The organism is Pseudoduganella sp. UC29_71, assembly GCF_042693265.1.
Taxonomy (GTDB): Bacteria; Pseudomonadota; Gammaproteobacteria; order Burkholderiales; family Burkholderiaceae_D; genus Rugamonas.
This window is the reverse complement of the sequence record NZ_CP170549.1, coordinates 3109295-3125219: the sequence shown is the minus strand read 5'-3', so window position 1 is coordinate 3125219 and position 15925 is coordinate 3109295. Positions and strand designations below refer to the sequence as shown.

The window sequence follows — 15925 nt, the reverse complement described above, 5'->3', positions numbered from 1 at the left end:
GCGGTCTGCTGTGCATCTCGACCGTGCACAGCAGACTATGGTGGCTCGCCTATGTGATGGCTCTGTGTCTGGCAACGACGCTACTGGCGCACCATCGGATGGACGAACATCGCTTCTACATTGCGTACGCCACGCTTGTCTTGCTAGAAACGTCGATTTGGTTTTGGTCCGTCGAGCACATGATCATGAGTGCAGGTGATTGGATACTGGCGGGAGCGTTCTTGTTCCTGGCTATGCTTAGTTTGCTACTGCACAGACGCGGGCGTCAGCCTGGCTAACAATCCAACAACAATTTCAACAGGGTGGTATATGAAACATGCCGAGAAAATAAGACTCGTACTACCACTTGTCCTGCCCGATGTGACACATCCGCAGGACCAGTGCATTGACAAGTTGATCCAGTCGTTATCGGGCCGTCCCGGCCTGGAGCGAGTCCATCTGAAACAGGGTGAATTTGATGAGCTGCTCTTGTGCCTGCATTACGTTCCTGCGCTGATCACAGTGGCGCGGCTGCGAGAGTTAGTCCATTCGGTGGGGGCGGACTTGACGGAAAAATACGGGCATTACACTACCCGTATCAACCTCCCACTGCATGCGCGCAGTGCCCGGTTATTATCGAGCAGGCTACGCGGTATGCCTGGCGTGCTGGAGGCGGAGGTATCGGCATCGGGCGCGGTTCGCGTCGAATACGAACGCGACCTGCTGTCGCAAGCCGAGCTGGCGCAACACATCGCCGCAATTGGGGGAACAATGGAAGGCGCGAGCGGGCGCGGGCATGACGATGCGCCAGGTACTGCCCAACTTGCAGATCAGAACATTGTTGCTATTATGGGCGCCCGGATAGCCAAGTCGGGGACCACCTCCCCACATGAGAGCGAACACGCATCTGCAACAACGTCAGCGGTCGATGCCGCTGCACATGGTCATGATGCTGGGCATGTGCATGAGCATGAGCATGAGCACGAGACAGAAGCGCAGCACGCCCACGACGACGAGGCCGAAGCGCATGCAGGTCACGACCACGCCCATGGCGGTATCTTCGGCGAAAGGTCCGAGCTTATTTCCGCCGTTCTTGCGGGTGTATGCGTGTTGGCAGGATGGCTTGTCGAAAGTGCCGGCTGGGGACCCGAATGGCTGCCGGTCTTGCTCTATTGCGGTGCCTACCTCTTCGGCGGTTACTTTACGACCAAAGAGGCGATCGAGAACATCCTGGCGCGTCGCTTTGAGATCGACACTCTGATGCTGGTTGCGGCCGCCGGCGCCGCCGCCCTGGGAAAATGGGCCGAAGGCGGCTTGCTATTGTTCCTGTTCAGTCTTGGCCATTCACTTGAACACTTCGCGATGGGCCGGGCACGGCGGGCGATCGAGGCGTTGGCTAAGCTGGCGCCGGAAACCGCGCTCCTCAAACGCGGCGATGCAACCGCCGAAGTTCCAGTGGAAACCCTCAAACCCGGCGATATCGTGCTGGTGAAGCCCAATGAGCGACTGCCGGCTGATGGTGTTGTGATCAAGGGGAGTACCAGCATCAACCAAGCTCCCGTGACCGGTGAAAGTGTTCCAGTCGATAAGGAGCCTGTTGAGGACGGCGCCGCTGCGATCGCCACGTTCGAACGCACCAGCGCCAGTAGCCGGGTGTTTGCCGGAACGATCAACGGTTCTGGTGCAATCGAAGTCATGGTCGCACGCCTGGCCGCCCAGTCTACGATGGCGCGGGTGATTCAAATGGTGGCGGACGCGGAAGCCCAGCGCTCGCCGACGCAGCAATTCACCGACAAGTTCGAACGTATTTTCGTTCCAGTGGCGCTTGCGCTGGTAGGGTTGTTGATGTTCGCCTTCCTGGTCGTCGACGAATCGTTCTCGGACAGCTTCTATCGCGCGATGGCCGTTCTAGTTGCAGCCAGTCCGTGCGCTCTGGCCATCTCCGTTCCGAGCGCCGTGCTGTCCGGGGTTGCGCGCGCCGGCCGCGGTGGCGTCCTGGTCAAGGGCGGCGGACCGCTGGAGAACCTTGGCAGTTTGACGTCCATCGCTTTCGACAAGACCGGCACCCTGACCGAGGGCCGTCCGAAACTGACCGATGTCGTGCCGGCGGACGGCGTCAGTGAACAGGAGTTGTTGGCAATTGTTCTGGCCGTCGAATCGCATAGCGATCATCCCCTGGCCTCCGCATTGATCGAAGGAGCGAAGGCGAGGCTTTCGCAGGAAGAACAGGTGTCGTCGGCAGACGACGTCAAGAGCATCACCGGGCGAGGCATTCAAGCGAGTGTTGGCGGGGAAGTCGTCTACATCGCCAAGCCAATATTATTCTCCGAGCTGGACGGAGCCAGCTTGCCCGAAGCACTCGTCAAGACTAACGAACAACTGATCAAGGATGGCCGCACCACGATGATTGTTCGCAAGGGTGAACGGTATCTGGGTACCATCGGCGTGATGGACACTCCGCGCGAAGTAGCGGCTTCGGTGATGACTCGACTGCACGCGCTAGGTATCGAACGCCTGATTATGATTTCGGGGGACAACCAGCAAGTGGCCGATTCTGTGGCTAAATCGGTCGGCTTGACCGAAGCCAGGGGAGACCTGATGCCCGAACAGAAAGTGGCAGCGATTAAGCAATTGCGCGAACAGCACGGGAAGGTCGCCATGGTCGGTGACGGTGTCAACGACGCACCTGCGATGGCCAACGCAACGGTCGGTATTGCGATGGGGGCAGCGGGCTCGGACGTCGCGCTTGAAGCGGCGGATGTTGCCCTCATGGGCGATGACTTGGGGCAACTCCCCTTCGTGGTTGGCCTGTCGCGGCAAACTAGCCGCATCATTAAACAGAATTTATGGGTCAGCCTGGGTGTCGTCGCTGTCCTTATCCCAGCGACAATATTTGGCTTGAACATCGGCACGGCCGTGCTCTTTCACGAAGGATCGACCGTGCTGGTCGTGATCAATGCGCTACGTCTATTGGCGTTTCGGGATGATGACAGGGGCAGCATAGCGAATACGACCCAGCCTCCGGCATCTGCAGAGACCGCGAAAGTCGATGTCATGAAGGCGCCTACAACGTGAATACGTCTTTAAGTAGTGTCCTGATGTTTGCAGTATTCCCGGCTATCTCCGTCGTTCTGGGCGCCTTAGTGACGTTCGTGCGTACTCCTAGCGCGAAGCTACGCAGCGCGGTGCAGCATATGGCCGCCGGAGTCATCTTCTGCGTCCTGGCAACCGAGTTGCTACCCGACTTGGTCCATCGTCATATGCCATGGGCTACCCTAATGGGGTTTTCGATTGGGGTCGCGGTAATGCTTGCCTTCAAATGGGCCGGAGATCAAGGCGAGAAAGGCGAATCAGCACGAAGCAGCCGCGGACTACTGTCAGCAATGGGCGTGGATGTTGCTCTGGATGGCATGCTCATTGGCCTTTCGTTCGCCGCAGGCGAAAGACAAGGCTTGTTGCTCACCATCGCGCTTGTCCTGGAGCTTTTTTTTCTCGGTGTCTCTTGCGCCACGTCGCTTGGCAGTAGAGGGAAAACCAAGTGGGCGATCGGACTGGTGTGCATTGGGCTCGCTGTGGCGCTGCTCGCCGGTGCGGGTGCCGGTGCGGTCTTACTCAGCCGCGTCTGGCCAGTCTATGTTGATGGATTGCTGGCCTTCGGCGTAGCGGCATTGTTATATCTAGTAACCGAAGAACTGCTCGTTGAAGCACATGAGGAATCTGAGACGCCGATCCAGACGGCGATGTTTTTCCTCGGCTTCATCGGTTTGTTCACTTTGGACATGCTCATTTAACGTGACGGCAATACAATGTCCGTCCGCGTTCGGGATCACATAGCTGGGAGCCGCGTCAAGCGGCTCTCAGCATGCTTCTAGGCCATGACCGCGACTATTACTTCGGTCGTGCGGGACGCGTCAGATTCTGTAGTATCTCGGGGACTATGCCCTCATGGCAATCTCGCGGCGAGAATTCTACTTTGTCGTGGACTTCCAGTGAGATCGATCGTGGCGCCGATACCGTTATGTATTCGTGTAGCCGGCCATGAGGAATCTTTACTTCCACGAATCGGTTTGTTGCTAGCTGCTGAGGCGTTAGTGAAGTTAAGCAAGTTGGGGGCTTCCTCATAAGAGCCTCTGCTGTATATATCTTGCTGACGTAGCCGCTCCTGCTGTTCTCTCCCAGTCTAGGTTCAGGAGTGCTGCATCCGACAATTGCCAATCCAACGACAAACCCAATGTATCTTAAAGGCTGTTTCATAATTTCTCTTTCGATTAAGTGCGCACGATACCAGCGCAACGCGCAAGCGATGAAGTTCATCCGACGTCACTTTCTTCGCTCTGCAAAGGAACGGAATAAGTTGCCGTTGGCAGCTGCCCGGATGCTGATTAGAACGGAACGCTACAAGTTTTGATTGCCAGCGAGTTTGCGACCATGAAGGCTAGTCAGTGAGGATGCTGAACCGAAATGATCGGAGCACGCCGCTCAATAGATGGCTCGACAACAATCCACTAGGAATGGCTGAGGCACCAAAATACAGTTGATGAAGAGCTGGCGTCTGCCTAGATGGCGATGTTTCCGACGAAGGTCCATTTGGGCCGAAGGGGTTCCTCCGGAATGGGCGATTGATACGTGGGGTAACTTGCAATCTCCGCCGAGACGGACATAACGACTGGGAGAGAAAGTTGAATCGAGGGGGAGACAGGCACAGAGAAATTGCAAAAGACATGACAGCCGGCGCAACATCCGATCACGCTTTTTTTGTCGGTTTCAGCAGTCTGGCTATGTGCGTTTGAGGCTTGAACGCCGCTCTCAGTGGCGCTCTGTCCTGACGTCCGCGAGATGACGTCTCGTACGCCCGACATTGCCGCCCAAGTCGTCTGGAGCGGCAATAGCAACACTAAGAGCATGATAAGCAGGCGTTTCATACCGAAAGATTATACAGAAGGCCGCGGCGCGCGGCGACCAAGTCCGCAGCGCATGACCTGGTCATATCTTCTTCAGGCACTTAGCCATTCTCGTGGTGCTATTCGTACGCGTTCATCGTGATATACTAACGCCCATCATGCCCCGTCGAACTCTCTACCTGCTGATTGCACTACTCGCGCTACAGTTTAGCTGGAGCGTGGTGGCTGCCTATTGCACGCACGAGACGGGGCGCGCAGCAAATCACTGGGGCCATCATCCGGACGCCAAAGCTTCGGATGAGGTCGTGTCGTTGTTGAAGGAAAAACCTTCTGACGCCAAAAAGACTTCGGCGCACTCGCACTGTGCGTCATGCGCGCACGGCGCGTTGTCGATTTATAGCTTTGAAAGCATCTCTCATCCGCAGATCGCTGAAGCTGCTCCTGTGACCACTGAAATCACTCTTTCTTCTTACCCCACCGCTCCTCCTGAGCGCCCTCAGTGGGTAGCCGCCGCTTAATTCCGGCGGTTGTATTTGTTCGTCTTTATAGGAACATGACCTACGTCTGAAAATGATGGAGGTAACTGCACGCCGCCGGATTTCTTCGTCACTCATTTACGGAGTTATCCATGCAATCCCGATATTTTGTTATGGGAGCGGCTGTCCTATTGGCGCAGCTTATCTCCTTTAGTACCCAAGCTGCTGACCAGCAAGGCGCGTCCCTTACCATTGGCGAGTCGACACGTTCAACAGACACAAGCACTGCCCCTTTGACGCTTGAGCAGGCCATCACGCAGGCCCTGTCTACCAGTCCTCACTTACGTTCCGCCGCGCAGAGCGTGGCCATCGCAGAAGGCGCGCGTGTTCAAGCCGGTATGCGGCCAAATCCAGAGCTGTCGCTGCTACGCGAAGGCATGTCTTCGACCACCGGCCGTACCGACACCTATCAACTCAGCCAGCTGCTTGAACTAGGCGATAAGCGTGGCGCACGCATAAAGTTCGCCGAGCAAGATCAAGCCTTTGCGCGTGGCGATACCAACGTCGCTGCAGCCGAACTTCGCGCCAACGTCATTGCGGCCTATTTTGAGGCGCTGACGGCCCGAGAGCACGTTGCGCTAGCCAAGGAGTCCCTAACCCTGGCAAGTAAGGCCACCAACGCTGCCGGCCGCCGCGTTGCTGCGGGCAAGATATCTCCATTGGAGCAGACGCGCTCAAGCGTTGCCGAAGCCGGCGCCCGTCTGGAGCTGTCGCAAGCGCTGGCCGATGCGGCACTGGCCAAACGCCGCCTGGCGGCCTTCTGGGGGAGTACTCAGCCGGAGGCGCGACCGCTGGTGGCACCTGAAATCAACCTCGCTGCCATTCCGGCTTTACCGGAGTTGCAAACACGTCTGGAGGCTTCGCCACAAATGCAACGTGCGCGCATACAGATCGCACGTGAGGAGGCCCGGCTCAATCTGGCCAAAGCCGACCGCGTGCCAGACCTGACCGTTACGCTGGGGAGAAAAAAAGACAGCCTGACCAACGTTTCCCAGACCGTTGTTGGTGTGACTGTCCCGCTGCCGCTGTTTAATCGCAACCAAGGTAACCTCCTTTCCGCACTGCGCCGTGTCGACAAGGCCCGAACGGATGCGGAGATCGAGTACCTCAATGCGATACAAGCCCTGGCTGATGCCCACCAACGCGCTACTGTCTCGCAGGAACAGATCGAAAGCATGCGCAAGGAAATCCTGCCGGCTGCCCAAAGCGCCTTCGATGCGGCGGTTACTGGCTTCGAGCTGGGAAAATTCGGTTTCATTGATGTGCTCGATGCGCAACGCACACTGTTTCAAAGCCGCGCTCAATACCTGAGCGCACTGTCCGCGCGCTATCGCTCCCTTGCAGACCTGGAGCGCTTTATCGCTGTAGAAAACAACGTTGGCAATTTCCCGACTGACAGGAATACAAAATGATGTTGAATATTGACAAAAAATCTCAAAAATCCGCACTGATTATCGTGCTGATCGGCGCCGTACTGGGATCCGCTATCCTGTTCTGGAAAAAAGATGGCCCAGGCCCTGCAAGTGAAGCTGCGCACGCGGAAGAAGGTGCCAAGGAAGGCGGCAAAGGCGGCGCCCATGTCGGCGAGGAAGGTGTCATCTTGATGAACGCCAAGCAAATTCAGACTGCGGGCATCATTACCGCCAAAGCCGAACCAGCGACCATGGGGAACGTGATTCAGTTGCCAGGTGAGGTTCGTTTTAATGAAGACCTGACCGCGCACATTGTTCCCCGCACGCCGGGAGTGGCCGACTCGGTCTCCGCCGACCTCGGCCAAAATGTGAAGAAAGGTCAAGATTTAGCTGTGATCTCCAGTCCCGCGTTAGCAGATCTGCGTAGTGCCTCATTGGCAGCACAAAAGCGCCTGAGTCTTGCACAGGTCACATTCCAGCGGGAGAAGAAGTTATGGGAAGACAAAATATCGGCCGAGCAAGACTATCTGCAAGCCCAGAGCGCGCTGCGCGAAGCCGAAATTGAATCGCAGACCGCTCGCTCCAAATTGTCTGCATTGGGCGCCGGTGAGGGGGAAGGCGCGCTCAACCGCTACGTCCTGCGTGCCCCCTTCAATGGCGTGATTGTGGAAAAGCATATAGCCCAGGGCGAAGCAGTCAAGGAAGATGCCAACGTGTTCCTGCTCTCGGATCTGACCAGCGTCTGGGTAGAAGTTGTGGTGACACCGAAGGATTTGGAATTGGTCCGCGTCGGTGAAACCGTCAAGATCACTTCTGCCGCCAACGACACCTCCGCCACCGGCAAGGTCAGCTACGTAGGTAATCTGCTAGGTGAGCAAACTCGTACGGCAAAGGCGCGCGTCGTGATCTCTAATCCTAATATGGCGTGGCGTCCTGGCCTGTTCGTCAATGCAGCCATGACGCGCGGTGAAAAGAACGTTCCTGTCTCAGTCGTTGCCGATGCAGTGCAGACGATCGATGGCAAAACCGTGGTGTTCGTCAAAGTCGAAAAGGGTTTTAAGGTCCAGCCAGTCAAGATCGGCAGCAATGACGGCAAACGCGTTGAAATCGTTGAAGGTCTGTCTGTGGGAACTCAGTACGCCGCAGCCGGTAGCTTTGTAGTGAAGGCCGAGCAAGGCAAAGGCAGTGCCGGACACGAAGACTGATTAAGGAATCCACCATGTTTGAACGAATAATTCAATCTGCCATCGGCCACCGATGGCTTGTCATGCTCGCCGTGATCGCCATGGCCGCCATTGGCGTCTACAACTATCAGAAGCTGCCGATTGACGCAGTGCCTGACATTACTAACGTGCAGGTACAGATCAATACCAGCGCCAATGGCTATTCGCCGCTGGAGGTGGAACAGCGCGTCACCTTCCCAATCGAGACAGTGATGGCCGGTTTGCCCAATCTGGAGCAGACGCGCTCGTTGTCCCGCTATGGCCTGTCACAGGTGACAGTGATCTTCAAGGATGGCACCGATGTCTACTTCGCGCGCCAGCTGGTTAACCAGCGCATCCAGGAAGCGAAGGAAAACCTGCCGCGCGGAGTCGTACCGATGATGGGACCAATTTCGACCGGGCTGGGTGAGATCTACCTGTGGACGGTCGAAAGCGAACCCAACGCCAAGAAGCCTGACGGCACGCCATACACGCCGACCGACCTGCGCGAGATACAGGACTGGATTATCAAACCGCAACTGCGCCAGGTGGAAGGCGTCACCGAAATCAACTCGATTGGCGGTTACGCGAAGGAATATCACATCACACCAGACCCCGTGAAGTTGAGCTCCTATGGCCTCACTCTCAAAGATGTTGTGAGCGCCATCGATCGCAACAACAATAACGTGGGCGCCGGCTACATCGAGCGCAACGGTGAGCAGTTCCTGATCCGCGCGCCTGGCCAGGTACGCACGCTGGAGGACGTCCGCAATACCATCCTGAACAACGTCCAGGGAGTACCGATTCGCGTGCGTGATGTAGCCGAAGTAGCTATCGGCCGCGAGCTGCGCACCGGCGCCGCGACTGAAAACGGACGTGAGGTGGTGTTGGGCACAGTCTTCATGCTGATCGGCGAAAACAGCCGCGTGGTGTCGCAGGCAGTCGCCCAGCGCATGGAGGCAGTCAATCGCTCACTGCCGGCTGGCGTGAAAGCTGTACCGGTGTATGACCGCACGGTACTGGTAGACAAGGCCATCGCGACCGTGAAGAAGAACCTGCTCGAAGGGGCAATTCTGGTCATCGCGATCCTGTTCATCTTCCTGGGTAACATCCGCGCGGCGCTTATCACAGCGATGGTCATTCCACTGGCGATGCTGTTCACTTTCACTGGCATGGTGACGTACAAGGTCAGCGCCAACCTTATGAGCTTGGGGGCGCTGGACTTCGGCATCATTATCGATGGCGCCGTGGTGATTGTTGAGAACTGTGTTCGCCGCCTGTCGCATGCGCAAGAGCACCATAAGCGAGAGCTGACTTTGCGAGAACGCTTCCATGAGGTATTCGCCGCTGCCAAGGAAGCGCGTCGCCCGCTGCTCTTCGGTCAGTTGATCATCATGGTCGTGTACCTGCCTATCTTTGCTCTCGCGGGCGTTGAGGGCAAGATGTTCCATCCGATGGCCTTTGCCGTGGTCACAGCTTTGCTGGGCGCCATGATCTTGTCCATGACCTTCATCCCGGCGGCCGTTGCCTTGTTCATCGGCAAGCGTGTCGCGGAGAAGGAAAACCGCCTGATGGCGATGGCCAAGAATGCCTATGAACCGCTTCTGGCAAAGGTGATGAATAACGCGACGCCGGTCATCACGGGCGCCGTGGTGCTGATCGTGCTATGCGGCTTGTTGGCTACACGTATGGGGAGCGAATTCGTGCCGAACCTGAACGAAGGTGATATTTCGATCCAGGCGCTGCGCATTCCCGGTACCAGCCTGAGTCAGTCGCTGGAGATGCAGAAGAAGCTGGAAGCAGGCTTGAAAGCCAAGTTTCCGGAAATTGACCGCATCTTTGCCCGTACCGGTACCGCGGAAATTGCATCGGACCCCATGCCACCGAATATCTCGGACGGCTACATCATGTTCAAACCGGACTCGGAATGGCCTAGGCCGAAAAAGACCCGCGACGAACTGATCGCAGAAATCAAGGAGGAAGCCGAAAAATATGTCGGCAACGCTTATGAGTTCTCCCAGCCGATTCAACTGCGTTTCAACGAACTGATTTCCGGCGTGCGTAGTGATGTTGCTGTCAAAATTTACGGTGACGATATGGAGGTTCTCGCCGAGACCGGCAAGAAGATTGCCGATGTGCTGCAGCGCATTCCTGGAGCCACCGAAGTGAAGGTGGAACAAACTGGTGGCTTGCCTATGCTGACCGTGCAGATCGATCGCGAGAAGACCTCGCGCTATGGTCTCAATATCGGCGATGTGCAAGATGCGCTGGCGATTGCGACCGGCGGCCGTGAGGCGGGCATCATGTTTGAAGGTGACCGTCGTTTCGACATAATGGTACGCCTACCGGAAACGCTGCGTAGCGACCTGGATGCGCTACGCCGACTGCCGATTTCATTGCCTTCACAAGCAGGCGTTGCGACCTCGTTCATCCCTCTGGGCGAAGTGGCTGGACTGGAATTTGCGCCTGGGCCGAACCAGATCAGCCGTGAGAATGGTAAGCGGCGTATCGTGGTCAGCGCCAATGTGACCGGACGCGACATCGGTAGCTTCGTGCCGGAGGCTGAACAGGCGATCGCCAAAAACGTCAAGATTCCATCCGGATACTGGACGACTTGGGGCGGCACGTTTGAACAGCTTCAGTCGGCCACCCATCGTCTGCAAATTGTCGTTCCGCTGGCACTGTTCTTGGTCTTTACGCTGTTATTTGTCATGTTCAACAACGTCAAAGACGGCCTCCTGGTATTTACTGGTATTCCATTTGCGCTCACGGGCGGCATCATTGCGCTATCGATGCGTGGCATCCCCATGTCGATCTCGGCCGCCGTGGGCTTTATCGCCCTGTCCGGGGTGGCGGTCCTCAACGGCCTGGTGATGATCTCGTATATTCGCTCCTTACGTGAAGAAGGCATGGGTCTGGATAACGCAGTAATTACTGGAGCACTGACCCGTCTGCGCCCCGTGCTGATGACCGCATTGGTCGCTTCGCTGGGCTTCGTGCCAATGGCGCTGGCTACCGGTACTGGCGCCGAAGTGCAGCGTCCACTGGCGACGGTGGTTATTGGCGGCATCTTGTCGTCGACGGTCCTGACCCTGCTGGTACTACCGCTGCTGTACCGCCTGATGCACCGCAACGACGCAGAAGAGAGCGAGATCGCTGCTGATGCCGCACAAGCTGCTCACTAAGTCCAGCGAATCTTTGTGAAGCACGGCCGGCAAGTTGTCGGCCGCTTCTCACGAATCGCTGTGAAGCGAGTTAGAGGAGTTATTTACACGTGGAAAACGTTCAATCGAGGAGGTCGCCATCATGAATCCCACCGAAGCTGCGGCACATGCCGAACTGCAAACAGCCCTAATCTATGGCTCCATTGTAGTGCTTCTGATATTGGGCGGCTTTATCTGGTGGTTGAACTACACCTACAAGCAGCGCAACAAAAGGAATCGCTCCCCCCATCTGGAACTGGTCAAGCCGGCTCCAAAGGTGCGCGGGCGGCGCCGTCACAAAAAACATGGGAAGTAAAAGAGGCAATCAGCTCCAATCGCGCGCAGTCAGCAACGAAAGGGAAGGCGAGCGCCCACCCTAATCTCAGCGGCGTTTTCAGCGACTGATGTTTCGTGTGCTTCCGAACGTTAGCAGGAGATTGAATTTGGACAATGTAAAAGGCGGTGCGAATGTCTTTCTCGGATTGACCAAGGATGATTTCTGGAAGTGCGCGCTGAGGATTCCAGCACGAACCATCTTGATGATATGGGAGCACAAACGGTATCGGTTCGGCGTAGCGCCTCCTATGCATTGCCGTGGTTCCGGTCGAACAGCGGCAGTGGCACGGATACAGCGATGAGCGCTTGATTGCGTCTGATGTCATCGGCCCGCTTTATGCCGACACTGACGGTCACCTCCATAGTCTGCCGGGTCTTCTCGACCTCGGCCAGCGCGTTCCGGCGATCTACCTTCAGGGCAGCGCTGCGCACCGACGGCGATGCGTCGATCAGCGTTGCGATATACCCGAACTAGGGGACGTCTGGCATGTCGTCAATTACCCCGTCGGCAACGCCAAAACACTGCACATCTCCATTCCACATCGCGCATAAGCGGCCGCGCGCGGCGACTAAATCCGTGTTCGCCTGGGACCTTTCCAGCATGGCATTTGCCTGGGCGACCCGCGCCTTCGTTTCTTCGACAGGGGAGATTTTGCCGGCGGTAACGCGCTTGCCGGCGACCTCGCTCCCTCGCTGCGCCAGGACCACCGCTGTATCCGCGAGTACGAGTTTTTCCTGAACAACTAGCACATCGAAAAATGCGGCAATCACGTTGGCGCGGATATCGGCCACCTTGATAGCACGGTCGGCCGCAGCGGCATCTCACGCGCGCTCGCCGGCGACGATTCGTGCATTCCGCTTTCCTCTCATTTCGACTACCTGGTTGAGCTGCAACGTCGTGGTTCTGGTCGCCATTTTGAGATCCTACAGCGAATGCGCGAGTTCGGGGTTGGGGTGTGCTCCCAACTGCACCAGTGCCGCCTCAGTGGCGGCGATCTCACCAGTTGCGACGCGAATATCGCTGTTACGCCGTGTGACCAACTGGGTGGCTGAATTGAGCGACAAGATCGGAACGAATCCCCCTTCGGGCAATGGCGCTGGAACGCCACTGAATTCCGCGCCGGTACCCGCGCTCCAGGCGCACGATGCGGGCGCGTAGCCACCTGATACGTAAGCGTCCGCTCAGCGCCGTCTTGAGTGCCTTGGCAATTTGATCGATGATGGCATCACACCGCTGGGAAGCGGCGTAATCTCAGAGGGCTGCTGGCAGGCCGCAGTTCCACGGCAAGAATTCATCAACCCGGTTGACGGGATGATCGGCGATATGCGTCAGCACATGGCGCAACCAAGCTTCGGGGTCGACACCGTTCAGCTTGGCCGTCCCGATCAACGAGTAGATCGCGGCAGCGCGCTCGCCGCCGCTGTCGGCGCCGGCAAACAGGTAGTTGCGGCGGCCTATCGCTACGCCACGCAAGGCGCGCTCGGCCGCCGAGTTGTCGATCTCGATGGCGCCGTCATCGCAATAGCGCAGCAGCGCCGGCCAGAGTTTGAGCGCGTACAGGATCGCCGCCGCAGTGTCGGACTTGCGCGACAGCGTATCGAGCGTGGTGCGCAGCCAGTGTTCCAGGTCATCGAGTAGCGGGCGCGAGCGGGCTTGCCGAACCTGCCTTCGTTCGTCGGGAGGTTTGCCTCGGATATCTGCCTCGATCACATAGAGCTCGGCGATCCGGCGCAATGCCTCGGTGGTCAGCGCCGTCGGTCGCGCCGCGTGCAGGTCATGGAACTTGCGTCGCGCGTGCGCCCAGCAGGCGGCTTCGCGGATCGTTCCATTTTCAAACAAGGCATTGAAGCCAGCATACGCATCGGCTTGCAGCACGCCTTCGAACTTGGCCAGGTGGGTCTGCGGATGAATGCCCTTGCGGTCGGGCGTGTACGCAAACCAGACTGCTGGCGGTGCGGTGTCGCCCGAAGGCCGGTCGTCACGCACGTAGGTCCACAAGCGCGCCGTCTTGGTTTTTCCGTTGCCGGGCGCCAGCACAGGGATCGGGGTGTCGTCGGCATGCAGCTTCGACGCTGCCAGCACGTGGCGCCGAACGGCGTCAACTAACGGACGCAGCAGTGCGCTGGCCGAACCGACCCAGCTCGCCAACAGGGCGCGGTCAAGGTCGACGCCCTCACGGGCATAAATGACCGACTGGCGATACAGCGGCAGGTGATCGGCAAATTTCGCCACCAGGATGTGGGCCAGCAGGCCGGGACCGGCAATGCCGCGCTCAATCGGCCGGCTCGGTGCCGGTGCCTGGACGATCGCATCGCAGCAGGAACAAGCAAGCTTGGGACGCACATGGCGGATCACGCGGAAGCTGGCCGGCACGAAATCCAGTTGCTCGGCCACGTCTTCGCCCAGCGGCCGCAGGCCGCCACCGCAGGCCGGGCAGGCGTCGGCCGCTGGCGCATAGACCTTCTCGTCACGCGGCAGGTGATCGGGCAGAGGCCGACGCACCGATTTTTTGCGCGGCGCCTGGTCGGCCGCCGGCATCTCGCGCGCCGCCTCGGCCTCGTCGGCCTGCAGGTCTTCCAGTTGCAATTCCAGCTGCTCGATCTGGTGGTCCAGCTTTTCCGACTTGCGGCCGAACTGCATGCGCCGCAACTTCGCGATCTGCAGCTTGAGGTGTTCGATCTCGACGGCGCGCGTGTTCAGTTGTTCGCGCAGACCTTCCACCACCTCGTTTTGAGCGAGCAGCAGCGCCTTCAAGGCGGCGATTTCGTTGGGCAGGTCGGCTGGGCTGAGCATGCGCCGAGTTTACGCGAGGCGTATCACGTTTACAAGGCCGAGGTTGGTTTCCAAGTTCGCTCGGGGCGCCGCCAGTCTATGCCCTCGAGCAGCATCGACAGCTGCGCCTGCGTCAACGCCACCGAGCCGTTGCTGGCCTGCGGCCAGATGAAGCGGCCACGCTCCAGCCGCTTGGCCAGCAGGCACAGCCCGTCACCGGTCCACCACAGTAATTTGATGAGATCGCCGCGCCGGCCACGAAACACGAAAACGTGCCCGCTGAACGGATCTTCCTCCAGCGCCGTCTGCACTTTGGCAGCCAGCCCATTGAAGCCGGAGCGCATGTCGGTGGTGCCGGCGGCGAGCCAGACCTTGGTGCCAGCGGGCAGGCCGATCATCGTAGAACCCGATCCAACACTTGCGCCAGCGCAGCGGCATTGGGCTGGCCTTCGATCCGCACGCGGACCTGGCCCAACTCCAACACGATAATGCCGCTGGCGTCGGAGGTGTCGTTATTCGGAGCAGGCGCCGTTGGCGCCAGCACCACCGGCAACAAGCCATCATCCCGCATTAACGCAGGCACGCCGAGGCGCCCTTGCTCATAGAGACGGCGCCAGCTGAACACCTGGTTAGCGTTGACGCCGTGCTCGCGCGCGATGCGCGCGACCGAAGCGCCCGGCTCCAGCGACAGCGCCACCAATGCGCGCTTGAACTCGAGCGGGTGCTGGCGGTAGTGGCCGCGTGGATTCTTGGAAATGATCGGTTGAAAATTTGTGTCCATAATCGAAAATTGTGGGCACAACGCTGTGCCAAAATTCGATCATGGATTACGCTGGTCAGGCAGTCCAGACGGCGCTGGGAAGACGCTTACCCTGATACGCAGACGATACAAATTACGGTCGCGCGGACAGTTTGCGGCAAGCGCAATATCCGTGCGCCCCTTGTATAAACATGGGCCATGAATGATTCCTGTAAAACCTGATAGCGTGACAAAGCAGGCGCAAGTGCGCCGGATCAAGATATGGTTTAGTTCAGGAAAATATGGGAGGGCGATCCAAAGGGATGGGGCTGGCGGATGTGAAATTAGTTGCGACTATCGCTTGATGAATGTCAGGCTCGACGGCGCCAATAAAAAAATAATGCACGGGCATATCTGCCAAATTCGACAGTGACGCGTAAAGGTCGGCAGCATGACTGACCTGGGTTCTATCGGGCTTGGCCACCGGATTGGTCTGGGACGCGACCACAGATTCATGCTGAACCAGCGACTGCTCCTCCAAAACCTCATCCAGAAATGGCCAGTCACCCAGTTGCAAGACGAAGGTGAGCAAACAAAATAGCTGGCGTCCCGGAAGAATTTCAACATGGCACAAAGACTAACATAAGTCAGTTGACACCAAGTTTGCCAGGGGCCAGTTGGCGCGGAAGTCGCGACGGCCGTGTCCAGCTGGCCGTATCCAGCATTTTCGATATGCGCGACAGCGAGCAGCTGATTTAGACAAGAATCAGTGGCATGGACAAGAATTGGTGGCTTGTGCGGGAATCGGTGGCATACCGAGGAGCGGTTGGCCGCTTTGAGGTAA

At 58.1% G+C, this 15925-nt stretch carries 11 protein-coding genes and 1 pseudogene; 7 read left to right on the top strand and 5 right to left on the bottom strand.

The window, feature by feature from the left end; translation table 11 throughout:
* The first annotated feature begins 309 nt into the window (after positions 1-309).
* From ACFJI2_RS13710 to ACFJI2_RS13680, 7 genes are all read left to right on the top strand, one after another.
* Positions 310-3054, top strand: a complete 2745-nt coding sequence (locus ACFJI2_RS13710; protein ID WP_377705521.1) for a heavy metal translocating P-type ATPase — start codon at positions 310-312, stop codon at positions 3052-3054.
* Between the two features lie 23 nt (positions 3055-3077).
* A complete protein-coding gene (locus ACFJI2_RS13705) occupies positions 3078-3770 on the top strand; it encodes a ZIP family metal transporter (protein ID WP_377705520.1) in 693 nt (230 codons plus the stop codon).
* A 1268-nt stretch (positions 3771-5038) separates the two neighbouring features.
* Positions 5039-5398: a hypothetical protein gene (locus ACFJI2_RS13700; protein WP_377705519.1), complete on the top strand. Its 360-nt coding sequence runs from the start codon at positions 5039-5041 to the stop codon at positions 5396-5398.
* Between the two features lie 110 nt (positions 5399-5508).
* Positions 5509-6828 (top strand): TolC family protein, encoded by a 1320-nt coding sequence (locus ACFJI2_RS13695; protein ID WP_377705518.1) that lies wholly within the window; start codon positions 5509-5511, stop codon positions 6826-6828.
* Entirely contained in the window at positions 6825-8033 is a 1209-nt protein-coding gene (locus ACFJI2_RS13690) for an efflux RND transporter periplasmic adaptor subunit (RefSeq protein WP_377705517.1), read from the top strand. Before ACFJI2_RS13695 ends, ACFJI2_RS13690 begins: the two co-directional genes overlap by 4 nt.
* 14 nt (positions 8034-8047) lie before the next feature.
* Positions 8048-11215, top strand: coding sequence for a CusA/CzcA family heavy metal efflux RND transporter (locus tag ACFJI2_RS13685; protein ID WP_377705516.1), 3168 nt, complete (start codon positions 8048-8050; stop codon positions 11213-11215).
* Positions 11216-11336: 121 nt separating this feature from the next.
* Positions 11337-11549 (top strand): hypothetical protein, encoded by a 213-nt coding sequence (locus tag ACFJI2_RS13680; RefSeq protein WP_377705515.1) that lies wholly within the window; start codon positions 11337-11339, stop codon positions 11547-11549.
* 491 nt (positions 11550-12040) lie between these two features.
* Here the strand turns inward: ACFJI2_RS13680 and ACFJI2_RS13675 are convergent.
* The 5 genes and pseudogenes from ACFJI2_RS13675 to ACFJI2_RS13655 all read right to left on the bottom strand — a co-directional run.
* Positions 12041-12376 (bottom strand): annotated as a pseudogene (locus ACFJI2_RS13675) (TolC family protein); the annotation flags it as partial.
* 445 nt (positions 12377-12821) lie between these two features.
* The gene (gene tnpC, locus ACFJI2_RS13670) at positions 12822-14363 is read right to left on the bottom strand and encodes an IS66 family transposase (protein WP_377700834.1); all 1542 of its coding nucleotides are present in this window, start codon (positions 14361-14363) and stop codon (positions 12822-12824) included.
* A gap of 29 nt (positions 14364-14392) precedes the next feature.
* Positions 14393-14740 (bottom strand): IS66 family insertion sequence element accessory protein TnpB, encoded by a 348-nt coding sequence (tnpB, locus tag ACFJI2_RS13665; RefSeq protein ID WP_377700833.1) that lies wholly within the window; start codon positions 14738-14740, stop codon positions 14393-14395.
* Positions 14737-15123, bottom strand: a complete 387-nt coding sequence (tnpA, locus tag ACFJI2_RS13660; protein WP_377700832.1) for an IS66-like element accessory protein TnpA — start codon at positions 15121-15123, stop codon at positions 14737-14739. The genes tnpB and tnpA overlap by 4 nt, the downstream gene beginning before the upstream one ends.
* A 250-nt stretch (positions 15124-15373) precedes the next feature.
* On the bottom strand, positions 15374-15673 hold the full coding sequence (locus ACFJI2_RS13655; RefSeq protein ID WP_377705514.1) for a hypothetical protein: 300 nt from the start codon (positions 15671-15673) through the stop codon (positions 15374-15376).
* Positions 15674-15925 lie beyond the last annotated feature (252 nt).

Bases quoted from the DNA above. Each gene is read 5' to 3' on its own strand.
- tnpC (WP_377700834.1), bottom strand. From the start codon at position 14,363: ATGCTCAGCCCAGCCGACCTGCCCAACGAAATCGCCGCCTTGAAGGCG.
- tnpB (WP_377700833.1), bottom strand. From the start codon at position 14,740: ATGATCGGCCTGCCCGCTGGCACCAAGGTCTGGCTCGCCGCCGGCACC.
- ACFJI2_RS13685 (WP_377705516.1), top strand. From the start codon at position 8,048: ATGTTTGAACGAATAATTCAATCTGCCATCGGCCACCGATGGCTTGTC.
- ACFJI2_RS13705 (WP_377705520.1), top strand. From the start codon at position 3,078: ATGTTTGCAGTATTCCCGGCTATCTCCGTCGTTCTGGGCGCCTTAGTG.
- ACFJI2_RS13695 (WP_377705518.1), top strand. From the start codon at position 5,509: ATGCAATCCCGATATTTTGTTATGGGAGCGGCTGTCCTATTGGCGCAG.
- ACFJI2_RS13680 (WP_377705515.1), top strand. From the start codon at position 11,337: ATGAATCCCACCGAAGCTGCGGCACATGCCGAACTGCAAACAGCCCTA.
- ACFJI2_RS13690 (WP_377705517.1), top strand. From the start codon at position 6,825: ATGATGTTGAATATTGACAAAAAATCTCAAAAATCCGCACTGATTATC.
- tnpA (WP_377700832.1), bottom strand. From the start codon at position 15,123: ATGGACACAAATTTTCAACCGATCATTTCCAAGAATCCACGCGGCCAC.
- ACFJI2_RS13700 (WP_377705519.1), top strand. From the start codon at position 5,039: ATGCCCCGTCGAACTCTCTACCTGCTGATTGCACTACTCGCGCTACAG.
- ACFJI2_RS13710 (WP_377705521.1), top strand. From the start codon at position 310: ATGAAACATGCCGAGAAAATAAGACTCGTACTACCACTTGTCCTGCCC.